General features: G+C 66.9%; 18 protein-coding genes. 8 read left to right on the forward strand and 10 right to left on the reverse strand.

The genetic code is table 11. From position 1 onward, the window contains the following. Positions 1-2: 2 nt before the first annotated feature. From ACILR4_RS06805 to ACILR4_RS06830, 6 genes are read right to left on the reverse strand one after another with little or no spacing between them, the layout of a single operon-like run. Complete coding sequence (locus ACILR4_RS06805; RefSeq protein WP_395700084.1) at positions 3-593, reverse strand: TIGR00730 family Rossman fold protein; 591 nt, start codon at positions 591-593, stop codon at positions 3-5. A 10-nt stretch (positions 594-603) separates the two neighbouring features. Then, the gene (locus ACILR4_RS06810) at positions 604-984 is read right to left on the reverse strand and encodes a diacylglycerol kinase (RefSeq protein WP_395700085.1); all 381 of its coding nucleotides are present in this window, start codon (positions 982-984) and stop codon (positions 604-606) included. Then, positions 984-1,523 (reverse strand): RDD family protein, encoded by a 540-nt coding sequence (locus ACILR4_RS06815; RefSeq protein ID WP_395700086.1) that lies wholly within the window; start codon positions 1,521-1,523, stop codon positions 984-986. The genes ACILR4_RS06810 and ACILR4_RS06815 overlap by 1 nt, the downstream gene beginning before the upstream one ends. Next, on the reverse strand, positions 1,520-2,323 hold the full coding sequence (locus ACILR4_RS06820) for a DUF3106 domain-containing protein (RefSeq protein WP_395700087.1): 804 nt from the start codon (positions 2,321-2,323) through the stop codon (positions 1,520-1,522). The genes ACILR4_RS06815 and ACILR4_RS06820 overlap by 4 nt, the downstream gene beginning before the upstream one ends. Before the next feature lie 10 nt (positions 2,324-2,333). Next, positions 2,334-2,798, reverse strand: coding sequence for a DUF3619 family protein (locus tag ACILR4_RS06825; RefSeq protein ID WP_395700088.1), 465 nt, complete (start codon positions 2,796-2,798; stop codon positions 2,334-2,336). Next, the gene (locus tag ACILR4_RS06830; protein WP_395700134.1) at positions 2,795-3,364 is read right to left on the reverse strand and encodes an RNA polymerase sigma factor; all 570 of its coding nucleotides are present in this window, start codon (positions 3,362-3,364) and stop codon (positions 2,795-2,797) included. The genes ACILR4_RS06825 and ACILR4_RS06830 overlap by 4 nt, the downstream gene beginning before the upstream one ends. A gap of 264 nt (positions 3,365-3,628) precedes the next feature. Here ACILR4_RS06830 and ACILR4_RS06835 point away from each other — a divergent pair, with 264 nt between their 5' ends. The 7 genes from ACILR4_RS06835 to pbpG all read left to right on the forward strand — a co-directional run bounded on the left by ACILR4_RS06835 (position 3,629) and on the right by pbpG (position 12,650). Then, positions 3,629-5,407, forward strand: coding sequence for an acetolactate synthase 3 catalytic subunit (locus ACILR4_RS06835; protein ID WP_395700089.1), 1,779 nt, complete (start codon positions 3,629-3,631; stop codon positions 5,405-5,407). A gap of 162 nt (positions 5,408-5,569) precedes the next feature. Then, entirely contained in the window at positions 5,570-6,061 is a 492-nt protein-coding gene (ilvN, locus tag ACILR4_RS06840; RefSeq protein WP_395700090.1) for an acetolactate synthase small subunit, read from the forward strand. A gap of 32 nt (positions 6,062-6,093) precedes the next feature. Next, a complete protein-coding gene (ilvC, locus tag ACILR4_RS06845; protein ID WP_395700091.1) occupies positions 6,094-7,110 on the forward strand; it encodes a ketol-acid reductoisomerase in 1,017 nt (338 codons plus the stop codon). 76 nt (positions 7,111-7,186) lie between these two features. Further along, positions 7,187-8,026 carry a CDP-diacylglycerol--serine O-phosphatidyltransferase gene (pssA, locus tag ACILR4_RS06850; RefSeq protein WP_395700092.1) on the forward strand — a complete coding sequence of 280 codons (840 nt, stop codon included), beginning with the start codon at positions 7,187-7,189 and terminating at the stop codon, positions 8,024-8,026. A gap of 230 nt (positions 8,027-8,256) precedes the next feature. Then, positions 8,257-9,945, forward strand: a complete 1,689-nt coding sequence (leuA, locus tag ACILR4_RS06855; protein WP_395700135.1) for a 2-isopropylmalate synthase — start codon at positions 8,257-8,259, stop codon at positions 9,943-9,945. A gap of 36 nt (positions 9,946-9,981) precedes the next feature. Next, on the forward strand, positions 9,982-11,523 hold the full coding sequence (locus tag ACILR4_RS06860) for a 2-isopropylmalate synthase (protein ID WP_395700093.1): 1,542 nt from the start codon (positions 9,982-9,984) through the stop codon (positions 11,521-11,523). A gap of 107 nt (positions 11,524-11,630) precedes the next feature. Next, a complete protein-coding gene (gene pbpG, locus ACILR4_RS06865; RefSeq protein ID WP_395700094.1) occupies positions 11,631-12,650 on the forward strand; it encodes a D-alanyl-D-alanine endopeptidase in 1,020 nt (339 codons plus the stop codon). Here pbpG and ACILR4_RS06870 read toward each other — a convergent pair whose 3' ends face one another. From ACILR4_RS06870 to hpnC, 4 genes are all read right to left on the reverse strand, one after another. After that, positions 12,651-13,421, reverse strand: coding sequence for an IclR family transcriptional regulator (locus ACILR4_RS06870; RefSeq protein ID WP_395700095.1), 771 nt, complete (start codon positions 13,419-13,421; stop codon positions 12,651-12,653). A gap of 64 nt (positions 13,422-13,485) precedes the next feature. Then, complete coding sequence (gene hpnE, locus ACILR4_RS06875; protein ID WP_395700136.1) at positions 13,486-14,772, reverse strand: hydroxysqualene dehydroxylase HpnE; 1,287 nt, start codon at positions 14,770-14,772, stop codon at positions 13,486-13,488. Between the two features lie 2 nt (positions 14,773-14,774). Then, the gene (hpnD, locus tag ACILR4_RS06880; RefSeq protein WP_395700096.1) at positions 14,775-15,629 is read right to left on the reverse strand and encodes a presqualene diphosphate synthase HpnD; all 855 of its coding nucleotides are present in this window, start codon (positions 15,627-15,629) and stop codon (positions 14,775-14,777) included. Further along, positions 15,626-16,483, reverse strand: coding sequence for a squalene synthase HpnC (gene hpnC / locus ACILR4_RS06885; protein ID WP_395700097.1), 858 nt, complete (start codon positions 16,481-16,483; stop codon positions 15,626-15,628). Before hpnC ends, hpnD begins: the two co-directional genes overlap by 4 nt. A 154-nt stretch (positions 16,484-16,637) precedes the next feature. Here hpnC and ACILR4_RS06890 point away from each other — a divergent pair, with 154 nt between their 5' ends. Beyond that, a complete protein-coding gene (locus tag ACILR4_RS06890) occupies positions 16,638-17,783 on the forward strand; it encodes an efflux RND transporter periplasmic adaptor subunit (RefSeq protein WP_395700098.1) in 1,146 nt (381 codons plus the stop codon). Positions 17,784-17,797: the final 14 nt, after the last annotated feature.

Consider the following 17,797-nt stretch of genomic DNA (forward strand, 5'->3'; position numbering starts at 1 on the left):
GCCTAGATGCGATCGAGCGGCGGTGGCGAAACGGCTGCCGGCTCGCGCGCCGCATACAACGCGTCAAGCATGGGCTCGGGCTCGGCGCCATGCTGAATCATCTGCATCTGCGCTTCGCTGAGGAAACCTTCTTCGCGCGAGCGGCGCAGAAAGTCCATCAGTCCGGTGTAGTAGTCCTCGGCATCGAGCAAGCCGATCGGCCGGCGGTGGTAGTCGAGGTGGCGCCAGGTCCAGACCTCGAACAACTCTTCGAAAGTGCCGATGCCGCCTGGCAGCGCGAGGAACGCGTCCGCGCGCTCGGCCATCAATTGCTTGCGCTGGTGCATCGTCTGCACGACATGCAGTTCGCTCAGGCCGGCATGGCCGACTTCCAGCCGCATCAGCGACTCGGGGATCACCCCGATCACCCTGGCGCCGGCGGCCAAGGCTGCATCGGCCACTTCACCCATCAGGCCGGCGCGGCCGCCGCCATACACCAGTTGCCAGCCTCGCTGCCCGATGGCCTGGCCCAATCGCCGGGCCAGCTGAAGGTAGGCAGGCCGCGCGCCGTTTCGCGAGCCGCAATAGACGCAGACGGAGAAGCCCGATGACATCGTCAGACCCCTACAGCACGAAACGATGGGCCAGTGCAGCAGCCCAGGTGGCGCCGCAGAGCAGCAGGGACAGCAACACGGCGGCGCTGCCGAAGTCCTTGGCGCGCTTCGACAGTTCATGCACGTCGTAAGAGACGCGGTCGATCGCCGCCTCGAGGCCCGAGTTGAGCAGTTCGACGATCAGCACCAGCATCACGGTGCCGGCGAGCAGCACCACTTCGATCCACGATCGGCCGAGCCAGAACGCGGCCGGCACCATCACCAGCGCCAGCGCGCTCTCCTGGCGGAAGGCGCTTTCACTGCGGATGGCTAGGCCCAGGCCCTGCATCGAGTAGCCCAGCGCATGCGTCACCCGGTCGATGCCGGTGCGCCCCTTGTGTGGATTGCCCATCAGCTGGATTTTGCCTTCGGCGGCGGGCGCCAGGTCACCAGTCGCGTGCCGCAGACCACGTCGTGCCAGAACTGTCGATCGGCTCGCAGCCAGGCGAGTGCAGCGTAGGCGAGCACGCCCGCCGTCATCGCTCCGAAAATGGCCGCAGTGCTGTTCAGGCCCGCGGCATGCACCATCGCCAACGCCGGCAGGAACCACAGCCAGCTCAGCACATAGCGCGCAAAGGCCCTGGCTTGCGAGACCGGCTGCCCTTGCACGGTGAGCAGGCGCAGGTGCCACGCCTTCATCGCCACCGTTTGGCCGCTGCGCGACCAGAACCAGCTGAAGTAGATGGCAAGAATGACGAACAGGAAGGCCATCAGGCCGAGGCGGCCCTCCATCGCATTGCGCTGCTGGGTCAGACTCGAGTACAGGTAGCCGGCGATCATGACCACGCCGAAAAGCAGCACGCCCTCGTAGACAAAACAGGCCAGACGCCGAAAGACGCCGGGTGGCGCCGAGGCCTCGGCGCCGGCAAGGCCCTTTGCGGGCCGCATCATGGATGGGGCGAGGAGGCTGTCGCGCCGCCTGTGGCGGCAGCCTGCGGTGCCGCCGGCGCCTGCGGACCGCCCTTGGGCAGCAGGGTGGACCGATCGACGTGCGTTGGCGAGGCCACGATCTTCGGCTGGCCCGGATGCTGGTGCGGGGGTGGGCTCGGAGACCTCGTCATCAACGTGGTCGTCGCGCCTGGCGCCGCCTGAACCACAGTGGGGGCCACCGGCTTCACTGCCGCACGGGCTGGCGCATTCGTGCCGGTCTGCTTCGGCACCGCGGCCAATGGAGCACTTGCACCCAGCCGGGACCGTTCGGCACCACGCTCCGGATTGGCGCGCCGGGCCCTGGCGGCCAGCGCCTTGCGCTGGTCCTCGGGCAAGGCCTGATAGGCCTCCCATCGCGTCTGGCGTTCGTGGGGCGACAACTGCTTGGCCTCCTGGAACGACAGACGCGCCCGACCACGCTCGGCCGGCGTCAGCCGTGCCCATTCGGTCATGCGCGCCTGCAGCCGCCGTTGCTCGTCAGCAGGCAGCGATGCGTAGCGCGAGGCGATCTCCAGCCACTTGGACTTCCGCTGGCCGTCGATGCCGGACCAGTCTCGTTCCAGCGGAGCCAGCGCTTGGCGTTGCGCCGCCGTCAGGGACGACCAGGACGGCCCGCCGAGCTCGGACGAGGCCAGTTTGCCATTGCGCGCTGCGGCAGGCGCGCTCGCGGACTGAGCGAGCGCACCGGCACCCACCACAAGCGAAAAGGCCACGCTGGCGAAGAGCGTGGCCGGCAGGACGAGGATGAGACGTCGTGGCAACGCTGATCCCTCAAGGCATGTCGCTCGAACGCAGGTACTCCGCGAAGCCGGGGTCGCCATAGGCGGTGGGGGGCAACTCGTCCGTCAGCAGCGCTGCATCGATCTCGGCGGCCACGGCGATTTGCTCATGGTCCCGGTGTTGCTGGATCAGTACCAGGCCGGCAGCCAGCACGAGCAGCGGCAGCAGCGACGCCAACCGAAGCCACACCGACGGCGGCGCCGACAACACCGCCGCGCCACCCGCGTGGCCCACCACCGACACGGCCGGTGCAGCGGCCACCCCATGGCGCAGCGCGCGTGCCCGCGCCAGCGCCTGCTCACGGCCGAAGCGCAGCCGCTCGCTGATGTCGTGTGGCAGTTGATCCGCCACCTCATTGAGGCGACCGGTCATGCGCAGTCCGACCCGAGCCTCCAGCCCTTCACGCTCGAAGTTCGTCCGGGTCGGCGCAATGCTTGGCGAAGGTGTTGTTCTCATGGTGCGATTCCCTTGGCTCGGAGGGCTTTGGCCAATGCATGGACGGCTCGGGAGCAGTGCGTCTTGACGCTACCTTCCGAGCAACCCATGACAGAGGCGGTTTCCGCCACGTCCAATTCTTCCCAGTAACGCAGCAGGAATGCCTCGCGTTGACGGCCCGGTAGCGCGCTGACTTCCGTCTCGATCATTTGCAGGATCTGTGCCCGCGATACCGACTCGGCGGCACTCTCGGCGCCCAGCATGCCGTCGGCGGTCTCGAGGCTTTCGAGCAGGTCGAAGTCGCTGCCATCGTCCGAGTCGCCCTCGAAATCCGACAGGTTCTGGATCACCGCATTTCGCACCCGCTGCCGGCGGAAGTGATCCATCGTGGCGTTCGACAGGATGCGCTGGAACACCAGGGGCAACTCGGCGGCCGGCCGATCGCCATACTTTTCGGCCAGGCGAATCATCGCGTCCTGCACGATGTCGAGCGCGGCATCGTCGTCGCGCACGGCATAGACCGTGCGCTTGAAGGCGCGTTTCTCGACGCTCTTGAGGAACTCGGAAAGTTCGGTGTCGGTTGCCAAGGGATAGCCCGGCACCTGCAAGGTGGCGGCGGCCGGAAAAACGGGGCGGATTATGGCATCGGCCTTTCGGCCCGCTGCGACGGTGGCCGCTCGATCCCGATCTGATGCGATAATGCTGCTTCGCACAAAGCGATACTGGTCTGAAGCTGGCTCGCCGACCCCGGCGGCCCTTGTTTTTGATCGCGCAGGTTCTGATTCCGCCTCACGAGGGCGCGAGGAGGGGCACCGATGGTTTTTCGTCAGAGAAATTCACAGAGGTTCGAAATGGACATGTCTGCCGCGGAAGTCAAGCGTGCCGCAACGGCACAACCGCAATCCAATTCCCAAAATCAGGAGCTGAACGGCTCCGAAATCCTGGTTCGCTGCCTGCAGGCAGAGAACGTGAAGTTCATGTGGGGCTACCCCGGTGGGGCCGTGCTCTATATCTACGACGCGCTCTACAAGCAGGAGACCATCGAGCATGTGCTGGTGCGCCACGAACAGGCCGCCATCCACGCCGCCGATGGCTATGCGCGCGCCACCGGCGAGGTCGGCGTTGCGCTCGTGACCTCGGGTCCAGGCGTCACCAATGCCGTCACCGGCATCGCGACGGCCTACATGGACTCGATCCCGATGGTCATCATCACCGGCCAGGTTCCCACGCCGGCGATCGGGCTCGACGCCTTCCAGGAATGCGACACGGTCGGCATCACGCGCCCGATCGTCAAGCACAACTTCCTGGTCAAGGACGTGCGCGACCTGGCGACCACGATGAAGAAGGCCTTCCACATCGCCCGCACCGGCCGTCCCGGCCCGGTGGTGGTGGACGTGCCGAAGGACGTCTCGCTGAAGACCTGCGCCTTCTCGTACCCGGACCGGGTGGAGATGCGCTCGTACAACCCGGTGAAGAAGGGGCATGGCGGCCAGATCCGCAAGGCCATGCAGTTGCTGCTCACGGCCAAGCGCCCGTACATCTACACCGGTGGCGGCGTCATCCTCGGCAATGCGGCGCCGGAGCTTCGCGAACTGGCCGACCTGCTGGGCTACCCCTGCACCAACACGTTGATGGGCCTGGGCGCCATGGCGGCCAGCGACCCGAAGTTCCTCGGCATGCTGGGCATGCACGGCACCTACGAGGCGAACATGTCGATGCAGCACTGTGACGTGCTGCTCGCCGTGGGCGCCCGCTTTGACGACCGGGTGATCGGCAACCCCAAGCACTTCGCCCAGGTCGAGCGCAAGATCATCCACATCGACATCGACCCCTCGTCGATCTCGAAGCGGGTGAAGGTCGACATCCCGATCGTCGGCGACGTGAAGGACGTGCTGCAGGAGATGATCGCCAACCTGCGCGAGACCCAGGCGCGGCCCGATGTCTCGGCGCTGTCGGCCTGGTGGGGGCAGATCAACGAATGGCGCAAGCGCGAGTGCCTGGCCTACAAGCGTAGCGACGATGTGATCAAGCCGCAGCATGTGGTCGAGACGCTGTGCGAGCTAACCCGCAAGCGCGATGTCTACATCACCTCGGACGTCGGCCAGCACCAGATGTGGGCCGCACAGTACTTCCGCTTCGAGGAGCCGCGCCGCTGGATCAATTCCGGCGGCCTGGGCACGATGGGCGTTGGTCTGCCGTATGCCATGGGCATCAAGCTGGCGAAGCCGGATTCGGATGTCTTCTGCATCACGGGCGAAGGCTCGATCCAGATGTGCATCCAGGAGCTTTCCACCTGCGCGCAGTACAAGACGCCGGTCAAGGTGATCTCGCTGAACAACCGCTACCTGGGCATGGTGCGGCAGTGGCAGCAGCTGGACTACGGCGGCCGCTATTCGCACAGCTACATGGACGCGCTGCCCGATTTCGTCAAGCTGGCCGAGGCCTATGGCCACGTCGGCATCAAGATCGAGAAGCCGTCCGAGGTCGAGCCTGCGCTGAAGGAGCTGATCCGGCTGAAGGATCGCACGGTGTTCCTCGACGTGCGCACCGACCCGACCGAGAACGTTTGGCCGATGGTGCAGGCGGGCAAGGGCATCACCGAGATGCTGCTGGGGTCCGAAGACCTGTGAGCGCCTGAAGGCGGCCCGGCACCGGTGCTGTTACCGCGGCATCGGGGCTGGCTGCCGGAAGGCGCGAGCGCTTCGAACCGTCTTTTGAAACGCTTCTGAGGGCGTGGCCAAGGGCCGTCGGTTACCGCCGCCGGTCTGAAGAGCGCGCCAGGATGAACGACCATGAAACACATCATTGCCGTGCTGCTCGAGAACGAGCCCGGCGCCCTGTCCCGCGTGGTGGCCCTGTTCTCTGCCCGCGGCTACAACATCGAGAGCCTGACGGTCGCACCGACCGAAGACGCGTCGCTCTCGCGCATGACCATCGTGACCACCGGGTCGGACGAGGTGATCGAGCAGATCACCAAGCACCTGAACCGGCTGATCGAGGTCGTGAAGGTCGTTGACCTGACCGAAGGCAGCTACACCGAACGCGAGCTTATGCTCATCAAGGTGCGCGCCGTTGGCAAGGAACGCGAGGAGATGAAGCGCATGGCCGATATCTTCCGCGGCCGCATCATCGACGTGACCGAGAAGAGCTACACCATCGAATTGACCGGGGATGCCGGCAAGCTCGACGCCTTCATCGAGGCGATCGACCGCACCGCCATCCTCGAAACCGTGCGCACCGGCACCAGCGGGATCGGTCGCGGCGAGCGCATCCTGCGCGTCTGACAACCCGCCCCTAGCTTCACCTGGAGAAAGACATGAAGGTCTACTACGACAAGGACGCCGATCTGAGCCTGATCAAGGGCAAGAACGTCACCATCATCGGCTACGGCTCGCAAGGCCATGCGCACGCGCAGAACCTCAACGACTCGGGCGTGAAGGTCACGGTCGGCCTGCGCAAGGGCGGCGCGTCCTGGGCCAAGGCCGAGAAGGCCGGCCTGAAGGTGGCCGAGATCGCCACCGCGGTGAAGGAAGCCGATGTCGTGATGATCCTGCTGCCGGACGAGCAGATCGCCGCGGTCTACAACACGGACGTGGCGCCGAACATCAAGGCCGGCGCTTCGCTGGCCTTTGCGCACGGCTTCAACGTGCACTACGGTCAGGTCGTGCCGCGCGAGGACATCGACGTCTGGATGGTGGCGCCGAAGGCCCCCGGCCACACCGTGCGCAACACCTACACGCAGGGTGGCGGCGTGCCGCACCTCATCGCTGTGCATGCCGACAAGACCGGCAAGGCACGCGACCTGGCGCTGAGCTATGCCGCGGCCAACGGTGGCGGCAAGGCCGGCATCATCGAGACCAATTTCCGCGAAGAGACCGAGACCGACCTGTTCGGCGAGCAGGCCGTGCTGTGCGGCGGCACCGTCGAGCTGATCAAGGCCGGCTTCGAGACGCTTGTGGAAGCCGGCTACGCACCGGAGATGGCCTACTTCGAGTGCCTGCACGAGCTCAAGCTGATCGTCGACCTGATCTACGAAGGCGGCATCGCGAACATGAACTACTCGATCTCCAACAATGCGGAGTACGGCGAGTACGTCACCGGCCCGAAGATCGTCACCGACGAGACCAAGGCCGCGATGAAGCAGGCGCTGAAGGACATCCAGACCGGCGAGTACGCCAAGAGCTTCATCCTGGAGAATCGCGCGGGCGCCCCCACGCTGCTGAGCCGCCGCCGCCTGACCGCCGACCACCAGATCGAGGTGGTGGGCGAGAAGCTCCGCGCGATGATGCCGTGGATCAAGGCCAACAAGCTGGTCGACAAGTCGCGCAACTGACCCCGCGTTTCCACGCACCCCGAGGCCGCCTTGCGCGGCCTTTTTCGTGCCCGACGCTGCGGTATCCTCGCCGCCCATGAACGACGCAGCAGACAGTGCCCAGGACGACGGCGCCCCCGAGCCACCGCCGGCATTGCGTCCCCGACGCAAGGGCATCTACATCCTGCCCAACCTGTTCACCCTGGCCGCGCTGTTCGGGGGCTTCTATGCCATCGTGATGGCGATGAATGGCCGGTTCGAGCAGGCCGCGATCGGTGTCTTTTGCGCCATGGTGCTCGACAGCCTCGATGGCCGTGTCGCGCGCCTCACGCACACGCAGAGCGCCTTTGGCGAGCAGATGGACAGCCTGTCCGACATGGTCAGCTTCGGCGCCGCGCCGGCGCTGATCGTCTACGAGTGGGCGCTCAAGGGCCTGGGCAAGCCGGGCTGGATCGCTGCCTTCGTCTATTGCGCCTGCGCGGCGCTGCGGCTGGCGCGCTTCAACACCAACATCGCTGTCGTCGATCGCCGCTTCTTCCAGGGGCTGCCCAGCCCCGCGGCGGCAGCACTGGTCACCGGCTTCATCTTCGTGATGAACGATGCCGGCTTCGTCGAAGGCGTGCGCGACACGCCCTGGCTGGTGTGGCTGACCTGGGGCATCACGCTGTACGCGGGCCTGACGATGGTGACCAACGCGCCGTTCTACAGCTTCAAGGACCTGAGCCTGAGGCGCTCCGTGCCATTCGTGGTGATCGTCGCGATCGTGCTGTTCATCGCGCTGATCAATCTGCACGTGCCGATCATGCTGTTCCTGCTGTTCGTCCTCTACGGCCTCTCGGGCTACGTGATGTACGTCTGGCGGCGCGTGAAGGGCAAGCCGGTCAGCGTGATCGCCACGTCCACCGACGAGCCGGACGAGGCGGGTCTGCATCGCTGAGGCGTTCTTTCGCCTTTGCAATCCATGCGCTTCGTGTAATATCGCGACCCATGACGTTCCGGTCTGCGTTTTCGCTGCTGCTACTAGAGGTGCTTCAGGCGCGCTGATCGTCCACGTCCTCTATTTCCCGACCCGGATCGACGGCCCGCCCAGCGCAACGCAGCGGGCCGTTTGCATTTGTGATCGAGCTGCGTGGCACCCCAGAGAACCCCACGGAGAAACCCATGCCGATGCTCGACAACCCCGCTTCCAAGTACCGTGCCTTCGCGCCGGTGCGCCTGGCCGACCGCCGCTGGCCCGACGCGCTGCTGACGAAGGCGCCGATCTGGTGCAGCGTGGACCTGCGTGACGGCAACCAGGCCCTGATCGAACCGATGGATCCGGCGCGCAAGCTGCGCATGTTCAAGACCCTGGTGCGCATCGGCTTCAAGGAAATAGAAGTTGGTTTTCCGTCCGCCTCGCAGGCCGATTTCGATTTCGTGCGTCAGTTGATCGATGATCGGCTGATCCCCGACGACGTGACGATCCAGGTGCTGACCCAGGCGCGCGACCACCTGATCGAACGCACCTTCGAGGCACTGGTCGGCGCGCCGCGCGCCATCGTGCACCTGTACAACGCCACCGCGCCGGTGATGCGGCGCGTGGTGCTGGGCCTGGACCAGGACGGCATCGTCGCGCTGGCCGCGACGCATGCCCGCATGATTCGCGACCTGGCTGCACGACAGCCGCAGACGCGGTGGACCTTCCAGTACTCGCCCGAGATGTATTCGGGGACCGAACTGGACTTCAGCATGCGCGTGATCGATGCGGTGACCGAGGTGTGGCAACCGACGCCCGAGCGCAAGTGCATCATCAACCTGCCATCCACGGTCGAGCATTCGACGCCCAACGTCTTTGCCGACATGATCGAATGGACGCACCGGCATATCGCGCGGCGCGATTCGATCGTGCTGTCGGTCCATCCGCACAACGACCGCGGCACCGGCACCGCTGCCGGCGAGTTCGCGCTGATGGCCGGCGCCGACCGTGTCGAGGGTTGTCTGTTCGGCAATGGCGAACGCACCGGCAACGTCGACCTGGTGAACATCGCGTTGAACCTCTACACGCAGGGCGTGAGCCCGCAACTGGACTTCTCCGACATCGACGAAATCCGTCGGGTCGTCGAGCATTGCAACCAACTGCCGGTTCACCCGCGCCACCCGTATGTCGGCGACCTGGTCTACACCTCGTTCTCCGGCTCGCACCAGGATGCGATCAAGAAGGCATTTGCCGCGCGCCGCGAGGGCGACATCTGGGAGATGCCCTACCTGCCGATCGACCCGAAGGACCTGGGCCGCAGCTACGACGCGGTGATTCGCGTCAACAGCCAGTCGGGCAAGGGCGGCATCTCCTACCTGCTGGAGAACGAGTACGGGCTGGAATTGCCCCGGCGCCTGCAGATCGAGTTCTCGGCGGCCGTGCAGGCGGTGATGGACGACCAGGGCCGGGAGCTCAGCGCCGGCGACATCTGGTCCATCTTCGAACAGGAATACCGCCTGGGCGCCGGAGGGGCCGCAGTCGATCACCTGACGATCAACGAGCGGTCCGAGGGCGGCGTCGCCTTGCGCGCGATGGTGCGCAGCGGCGAATTGGTGCTGCCCATCGCAGGCGAGGGCACGGGCCCGGTCGAGGCCTTCGTCGACGGGCTGCAGCGCGCGGTGGGCTGCCCGATCAGCGTGCTCGACTACCACGAGCATGCCATCGGCGCGGGCGCGCAGGCCCGCGCCGCGGCCTACCTCGAGCTGCGCATCGGCGACACTCGCACGCTGTTCGGTGTCGGCATCGATGCCAACATCGTCACCGCGTCGATCAAGGCGGTCCTGTCCGGTCTGCAGCGCTGCAGCGTGGTGCTGGCCGAGAGGGCCGCCGCGGCGGTCTGACGCCGCGCGCCCATCACACAAGAGGAGAGTCTCACCATGGCCGACAAGCTGATCATTTTCGACACCACCTTGCGCGATGGTGAGCAATCGCCCGGGGCCTCGATGACGCGGGACGAGAAGCTGCGCATCGCGCGGCAACTCGAGCGCCTACGGGTCGATGTCATCGAAGCCGGCTTCGCCGCATCGAGCAACGGCGATTTCGAGGCCGTGAAGTCGATCGCTGGTCACATCAAGGAATCGACCGTCTGTTCGCTGGCCCGTGCGAACGATCGCGACATCTCGCGCGCGGCCGAGGCCCTGAAGGGCGCGGCGCGCTCGCGCATCCACACCTTCATCGCCACCAGTGCGCTGCACATGGAGAAGAAGCTGCGCATGACGCCGGACCAGGTGTTCGAGCAGGCCAAGCTGGCCGTGCGCTTTGCGCGCAATCTGTGCGACGACATCGAGTTTTCGCCCGAGGACGGTTACCGCTCCGACGTCGACTTCCTGTGCCGCGTGCTCGAGGCGGTGATCAAGGAGGGCGCCACCACGCTGAACATCCCGGACACCGTGGGCTACGCGATCCCCGAGCTGTACGGCAACTTCATCCGCACGCTGCGCGAGCGCATCCCGAACTCCGACAAGGCGGTCTGGTCGGTGCACTGCCACAACGACCTGGGCATGGCGGTGGCCAACTCGCTGGCCGGCGTCAAGCTCGGCGGGGCACGCCAGATCGAGTGCACGATCAACGGGCTGGGCGAGCGCGCCGGCAATTGCTCGCTCGAGGAGGTGGTGATGGCCGTGCGCACGCGGCGCGACTACTTCGGCCTGGAACTTGGCATCGACACCACGCAGATCGTCAGTGCGTCGCGCATGGTCAGCCAGACCACCGGCTTCGTCGTGCAGCCGAACAAGGCGGTGGTTGGTGCCAATGCCTTTGCGCATGCCTCGGGCATCCACCAGGACGGCGTGCTGAAGGCGCGCGACACCTACGAGATCATGCGGGCCGAGGACGTGGGCTGGACGGCCAACAAGATCGTGCTGGGCAAGCTCTCGGGCCGAAATGCCTTCAAGCAACGCTTGCAGGAGCTGGGCATCGAACTCGAATCCGAGGGCGAGATCAACGCCGCGTTTGCACGGTTCAAAGACCTGGCCGACCGCAAGAGCGAGATCTTCGACGAAGACATCCTGGCGCTGGTCAGCGACGAAAGCGTCACCAGCGAGCGCGAGCACTATCGCCTGGTCTCGCTGCGCCAGCACAGCGAAACCGGCGAGCGCCCGCAGGCCGCGGTGGTGTTTGCTGCTGGCGACACCGAACTCAGCGCGGAAAGCGATGGCAACGGCCCGGTCGACGCCAGCCTGAAGGCAATCGAGTCGAAGGTCCAAAGTGGCGCCGAACTGCTGCTGTATTCGGTCAATGCCATCACCAGCGGCAGCACAGAATCCCAGGGCGAGGTGACCGTGCGTCTGCAACATGGCGGGCGCGTGGTCAACGGCGTGGGCTCGGACCCGGACATCGTCGTCGCGTCGGCCAAGGCCTACCTCGCGGCGTTGAACAAGCTGCATGCGAACCTGGAGCGGGTTGCCGCTCAGGGCTAACCCGAACTCATCGCAGTGCACTTGAGGAAACACGCGCAAGTTTTTGATCTTGCGCGTGTTTTTCGTTGGTCCTAAACTTGCCGCCGTTGCCTGCCCGAATGCCCGAGATGACAAAGATCAAAAGCTGTACCGCCTTGTTGTTGGGGCTCTGCATCTCGGGTGCCTTGGTGCTGCCGGCCTATGCGGCCGATGGCGCGGCGCGCAAGCCGCACCTGCGCAAGGCCGCCGCGGCCCAGAGCAGCAAGGTGGTGCGCAAGTCGGCGTCGGTCCGGGTGTCGTCGGTGCGCAAGACTGCGGTGCGTGCCGAACCGGCGCGACCCTCCTTCGGTCAGGCCCAGGGCCTGCATGCCGAAGCAGATCCGCTGGAGCTGAAATCCGCAGTGGCGTTGGTGGTCGATCAAGACACCAACGAGGTGCTGTTCAGCAAGAACCCGGAGGCCGTGTTGCCCATCGCGTCGATCACGAAGCTGATGACGGGGTTGGTGGTGACGGAGGCCAAGCAGTCCCTCGACGACGTCCTCACGATCACGCAGGAAGACGTCGACACCGAGAAGGGCAGTCACTCGCGTCTGGCCGTGGGCACGCAGCTGACGCGCGGCGAGATGATGCACCTGGCGCTGATGTCGTCCGAGAACCGTGCGGCGCATGCACTCGGCCGCTACTACCCGGGCGGTCTGGAAGCCTTCGTGCAGGCGATGAACCGCAAGGCTGCGGCGCTCGGCATGGCGGACACGCACTATGTCGAGCCGACCGGGCTGTCGAGCAAGAACCAGTCGAGCGCCCATGACTTGGCGCTGCTCGTGAAGGAAGCTCACCAGCAGCCCCTGTTGCGCGAGCTGTCCACCTCGCAGGAGGCCCAGGTCGCCGTGGGCAAGCGGATGATGCAGTTCCGCAATACCAATGGGTTGGTGCGCAATCCTTCGTGGGACATCGGCCTGCAGAAGACCGGCTACATCTCCGAGGCCGGGCGATGCCTGGTGATGCAGGCGCAGTTGGCAGGCCGCAAGCTCATCATGGTGTTGCTGGATTCGGCCGGCAAGTACTCGCGCATCGGCGATGCCGAGCGCATCCGCAAGTGGCTGAACCACACCACAGCCACTGCTCCGGCCGCGCGGCCGACGACCTGATCAAGGGCGGTGGCCTAGCGCTGCCGAAATTTGTGCGGCCGTCGAGCGGACACGCCCGACCCACGACTCTTCCAGCCGGTCGGCCGGCGCCGAGATCGAAAGGCCTGCCACCAGTTTGCCCTGGTCGTCGAAGATCCCGGCGGCCATGCAGCGCACCCCCAGTTCGAGCTCTTCGTCGTCTCGCGCAATGGCCGACTGGCGCACCTGAGCGAGCTCCCGCTCGAGCCGAGGCAGGTCCGTGATGCTGTTGCGGGTGTGTCCCGACAGGCCGGTGCGCGTGGCATAGGCCCGTACGCGTTGCGGATCGTCGTGTGCCAGGAAGAGCTTGCCCACCGAGGTGAGGTGCAGCGGCGCGCGGCCGCCGACAGCCCGCACCACCTGCATGCCCGAGCGTTCGCTGTACGTGCGCTCGATGTAGACGATCTCGTCGCCTTGCCGCACCGACAGGTTCACCGGCTGATGCGTGAGCTTGTGCAGTTCGCGCATCGGTGCCAGGGCGGCATCGCGCACGTCGAGCCGTGCCTTCACCAGGTTGCCGAGTTCGAGCAGGCGCATGCCCAGTCGGTAGCTGCCGGCTTCGGGCCGGTCGACGAAGCGGCCGATCGCCAGATCGTTGAGGATGCGGTGGGCGGTGGAAGGGTGCAGGCCGGTGCGCTCGCTCAATTCCTTCAGCGAAACGGGGTCCTGATGCGCGGCCAGCGCGTCGAGCAGCGAGAACATGCGCTCCATCACCTGGATGGCGGGCTGTTGGCTTTCCTTGCGTGTGGACATGGTGGAATCCCGAGGTTGCCGCTATTTTGCATGGCGAAACCGGTTTTCGCGAAGCGCCCTGAGATCAGTCCGAAGTCAGCAGTTCGGCCGCACGTTCACCGGCCCGCACCGCGCCCTCGAGCGTTGCGGGATAGGGCCCCTCCACGTAGTCGCCGGCGGCATAGAGGCCGGAGGCAATACGGGCCGGCGGACGGCGCAGGCCTGGCGTGCAGGCGAAGGTGGCGTGCTTTTCTGCGGCCAGGTGGCGCAAGCAGCCGGGATCGGTCGGATCGAAGCCGGGTCCGAACGCTTCGCGGGCTTGCCGCAGGACCGCCTGCCCAGCGGCCGGCAGACCGCGTTCAACCCAGTCGCGCGCGCCGCTGATCACGAAGGCAAACAGGCCGGGTGCCATGCCCAGGGCACCCAGATCGAAAGCGTACTGTGCCGGGCGCAGGGCGTCCGCGGCGAGGGCCATCATGGGCACCGTGAAGCGAACGGCCGGCGCATGCAGGTAGACCGTGAGGATGGGCTCGTAGCGCAGCGCCGCTGCCGCTTGGCTCCAGGCCGGCGCCAGCGGGGCCGTCAGTCGGCTGGCCTCCGATGCGCTGCAGGCCAGCACGACCGCCTCGAACGATTCGCCGTCGACCTGCCAGCCGCCATCGGACGACTGCAGCGCGATGACGCGCCGCGTCCGTCGCAGCACGGCGCCGCGCTGCTGCAACCAGCGCATGGAGGGGTCGGGCAGCAGTTGCGACAGCGGCCGCCGTGGCAGCAGCAGGTCTGCACTGCCGGCGCCACCAAAGAGCGCGTCCTTCAGCACGCGCAGGAACACGGTGCCGCTGGCCTGCGCCATCGGCGTGTTCAGCGCCGCCACACACAGCGGCTCGATCAGATCGCGGCGCACGGCGGCCGGCAGCGTCATGCACAGTTGGTCGACCGTGGCTTCCGGCGCGCATCGAAAGCCCGTGGCCAGCCAGCCTCCGGCGGTTGCCAGCAAGGCCAGTCGGTCGCGCCACCGCCAGCCGTGTGCCGCGAGCACGCCGCGGGCGAAGGACAGCAGGGGCGCGCCGGGTGGCAGGGCCAGCCCACGACCGTCGGGGTAGCGCAGCTTCAAGGGCAGGCGCAGCAGCTGCTCGTCGGGGCTCGCACCCACGTCGCGCATCAGGGCCAGGGCGCGGGCGTAGGCACCGATCAGGATGTGCTGGCCGTTGTCGACCGTGCCGGCCCGGGTGTCCACACTGCGGGCCCGGCCGCCGACCTGTGGCGCCATCTCGAACACGGTGACAGGGTGCCCGGCCTGGGTGGCGCGCACCGCAGCCGCGAGACCCGCCCAGCCGGCCCCGACCACCGCAACGCGCCCGATGGCGGCCACCTTCAACGGCCGCGCCAATGGGTGCGCAGCGCGATCCAGAGCTTGCGCATCGGCGTCAGCGAGGTGCGCTGGTGCAGCACCTGGAAGCCGTCGGCTTCGATCTCGCGCAGCAGCGTGCGGTAGATGTTGGCCATCATCAGCCCGGGCTTCTGCTTGAGCCGATCGTCCTCGGGCAGCAAGGCCAGGGCCTCGTCGTAGGCGCGGTGCGCGCGTTCGGCCTGGAACCGCATGAGCGCTGTGAATCGATCGCTGTAGCCCCAGGGCGCGCTGCGTTTCAACAGTTCGTGGGCCTTGACATCGAACTGTTGCAGTTCCGAGATCGGCAGGTAGATCCGACCCCGGCGCGCGTCGTCGCCGACGTCGCGGATGATGTTGGTCAGCTGCAGCGCCAGCCCAAGCTGGTGGGCATAGGCGATGGTCTGCTCCTGGGTGCGGCCGAAGATCGTGGCCGCCACCTCGCCGACCACGCCGGCCACCAGGTGGCAATAACGCCTGAGTGACGCGTAGTCCAGGTGGCGGGTCTGGTCCAGGTCCATCTGGCAGCCTTCAATCACCGACAGCAGGTGCGCCTGGGTGATCGAGAAGCGTGGTGCCAGCGGCATCAGGGCCTGCGTCACCGGATGGCTGGGATGGCCGCCGAAGCTGGCGAGTACCTCCTGTCGCCACCAGGCCAACTTGGTCGCCGCGACGCCCGCATCGCGCGTTTCGTCGACCACATCGTCCACCTCGCGGCAGAAGGCGTAGAACGCCGTGATGGCGGCACGTTCCGCGGGGGGCAGGAACAGGAAGGCGTAGTAGAAGGACGAACCGCTGGCGGCTGCCTTCTCCTGCACGTAGCGCTGTGGAGTCGTCGTCATGGGCGCGCGGCGGCCGTCGTGCGGCCCGGCATGCGCAGCGCGCGCCACAGCATCACGGGCAGGTCGCGACCGCGCACGGTCGGCCGTCGGGTGAGGGTGCCGTGGTTCATACGCTCGATTCTCTCAAGGATGCGCAGCCCACCTTGCACCACCAGCCTGAGTTCCCAACCCATTCGGCCAGGCAGTCGGCAGGCGAGTGGAGCCCCTTCGAGCATCAGCGCCCGAGCGTCACCGCACAGCTCGCGCAGCAGCGCGCGGGTGGCCGGGGTGTCGGTGCGCTGCTGCAGCAGCTGGTCCTGGGTCAGGCCATGACGCTGTGCTGCATCGGCCGGCACGTACAGCCGGCCGCGCGGGAGGTCCACGCTCGGGTCTTGCCAGAAGTTGATCAGTTGCAGTGCACTGCAGATCGCATCGGACTGGCGCACTGAAAGTGCGTCATCGATGCGGTAGAGCTGCAGCAGCAGGCGACCGATCGGGTTGGCCGAGCGGCGGCAATAGTCGAGCAGTTGCGCACGATCGGCATAGCGCGGATTGCCGCAGTCCTGAACAAAGGCGTCGATCAGATCATCGAGCAGGCTCACCGACAGCCCGTGGTGCGCGACGCATCGTGCCAGCGGCACGAAAACGCCCGGCCAGTCCGTCGATGCCTGGCCCGCCATGCTGGCGTGCAGTGCGGCCCTGTAGCGGCGCAGCGCCGCGATGCGCTCGGTTGGAGCGGCATCGCCCTCATCGGCCAGGTCATCGGCCGTGCGGGCAAAGTGGTAGATCGCCTGCACCGCGGGTCGAAGTGCCGGCGGGCACAGGACGGATGCAACGGGGAAGTTCTCGTAGTGGTCGACGCTCACCGTCGCCATTGTCACCAGCCGGCGCGTGGGCCCGCGGCTGCCGTCACAGTGCCGCGATTGACAAGACTCAGGGTCGCCCCCTATATTACTGACCGGTCAGTCAGTAAAACACGGGCGCGGTTGTGACCGCGAACGGTGCCACGCCAACCGAAGCCGCTCAGCCATGCGCCAATTCGCTCTCCCACTCCTTGCCGTCGCGCTGCTGGCGGCCTGCTCGAAGACGCCGCCTGCCGAGGAGCCGGTGCGCTCGGTGCGAACACTGACCGTGGCCGGCGCCACCGTCAACGGCCAGCATGAGTATGCGGCCGAGATACGCGCGCGCACCGAGTCGCGGCTGGCCTTTCGGGTGGGTGGCAAGCTGGTCAGGCGCCTGGTCGACAGCGGCCAGGCGGTGAAGGCGGGTCAGCCCCTGGCGCAGATCGATCCCCAGGACCTTCAGCTCGGGCAACAGGCCGCGCAGGCCGCGCTTGCGTCGGCCCAGGTGAACCTCGAAGTGAGCGAGGCCGAGTTCAAGCGATACAAGGAGCTGAGGGACCAGGGATTCATCAGCGGCATGGAACTGGATCGGCGCGAAGCCACGCTGAAGGCGGCCAGGGCGCAGGTGGCGCAGGCCCGCGCCCAGGCCGGCGTGCAAGGCAACCAGGCCAGCTATGCGGTCCTGACTGCCGATGCTGCCGGGGTCATCACCGGCGTCGATGCCGAGCCCGGCGCCGTGGTGTCGGCTGGTACCCCGGTGCTGCGCCTGGCGCATGACGGCCCGCGAGACGCCGTGTTCAGCGTGCCGGAGGACCGGGTCGCCGCGGTGCGTGCGCTGCTGGGCAGGAAGGACGCCCTGCACATGCGGCTGTGGGGCGACGACAAGGTGCTGCCCGCCACGGTCCGCGAAGTGGCTGCCGCGGCCGATCCGGTGACGCGGACCTTCCAGGTGAAGGCCGACGTCGGCAGCGCAGCGGTTCGCCTGGGTCAGACAGCCGCCGTGCTGGTGGACGCCCCGGCCATGGCCAATGTGGTCCGACTGCCCCTGGCGGCTGTGTTCGAGCTGCAGGGGAAGTCCCAGGTCTGGCTGCTTGACCGGTCGACGATGACCGTTCAGCCGCGTGCCATCCAGGTGGCGGGGGCCGATGGCAACGAGGTGGTGGTCGGCGGCGGCCTGCAGGCCGGCCAGGTGGTGGTCGCGGCCGGCGTCCATGCCCTGACACCGGGGCAGAAGGTGCGGCAGTACGTCGAGCCCGGCAGTGCGGCCGCGGCAATGGCTGCGTCGGTTGCGTTACCGGGCGCGGCCTCGACGGCCCGCGCCGACGGACGCTGAAAGCCCTGGAGACT

Origin of the sequence: Aquabacterium sp. (genome assembly GCF_044226965.1) — a bacterium.
Taxonomy (GTDB): Bacteria; Pseudomonadota; Gammaproteobacteria; order Burkholderiales; family Burkholderiaceae_C; genus Pseudaquabacterium.

Coding starts and splice junctions, on each gene's coding strand:
- ACILR4_RS06805 (WP_395700084.1), bottom strand. CDS start 593: ATGTCATCGGGCTTCTCCGTCTGCGTCTATTGCGGCTCGCGAAACGGC.
- ACILR4_RS06810 (WP_395700085.1), bottom strand. CDS start 984: ATGGGCAATCCACACAAGGGGCGCACCGGCATCGACCGGGTGACGCAT.
- ACILR4_RS06815 (WP_395700086.1), bottom strand. CDS start 1,523: ATGATGCGGCCCGCAAAGGGCCTTGCCGGCGCCGAGGCCTCGGCGCCA.
- ACILR4_RS06825 (WP_395700088.1), bottom strand. CDS start 2,798: ATGAGAACAACACCTTCGCCAAGCATTGCGCCGACCCGGACGAACTTC.
- ACILR4_RS06835 (WP_395700089.1), top strand. CDS start 3,629: ATGGACATGTCTGCCGCGGAAGTCAAGCGTGCCGCAACGGCACAACCG.
- ilvN (WP_395700090.1), top strand. CDS start 5,570: ATGAAACACATCATTGCCGTGCTGCTCGAGAACGAGCCCGGCGCCCTG.
- ilvC (WP_395700091.1), top strand. CDS start 6,094: ATGAAGGTCTACTACGACAAGGACGCCGATCTGAGCCTGATCAAGGGC.
- pssA (WP_395700092.1), top strand. CDS start 7,187: ATGAACGACGCAGCAGACAGTGCCCAGGACGACGGCGCCCCCGAGCCA.
- leuA (WP_395700135.1), top strand. CDS start 8,257: ATGCTCGACAACCCCGCTTCCAAGTACCGTGCCTTCGCGCCGGTGCGC.
- ACILR4_RS06860 (WP_395700093.1), top strand. CDS start 9,982: ATGGCCGACAAGCTGATCATTTTCGACACCACCTTGCGCGATGGTGAG.
- pbpG (WP_395700094.1), top strand. CDS start 11,631: ATGACAAAGATCAAAAGCTGTACCGCCTTGTTGTTGGGGCTCTGCATC.
- ACILR4_RS06870 (WP_395700095.1), bottom strand. CDS start 13,421: ATGTCCACACGCAAGGAAAGCCAACAGCCCGCCATCCAGGTGATGGAG.
- hpnD (WP_395700096.1), bottom strand. CDS start 15,629: ATGACGACGACTCCACAGCGCTACGTGCAGGAGAAGGCAGCCGCCAGC.
- hpnC (WP_395700097.1), bottom strand. CDS start 16,483: ATGGCGACGGTGAGCGTCGACCACTACGAGAACTTCCCCGTTGCATCC.
- ACILR4_RS06890 (WP_395700098.1), top strand. CDS start 16,638: ATGCGCCAATTCGCTCTCCCACTCCTTGCCGTCGCGCTGCTGGCGGCC.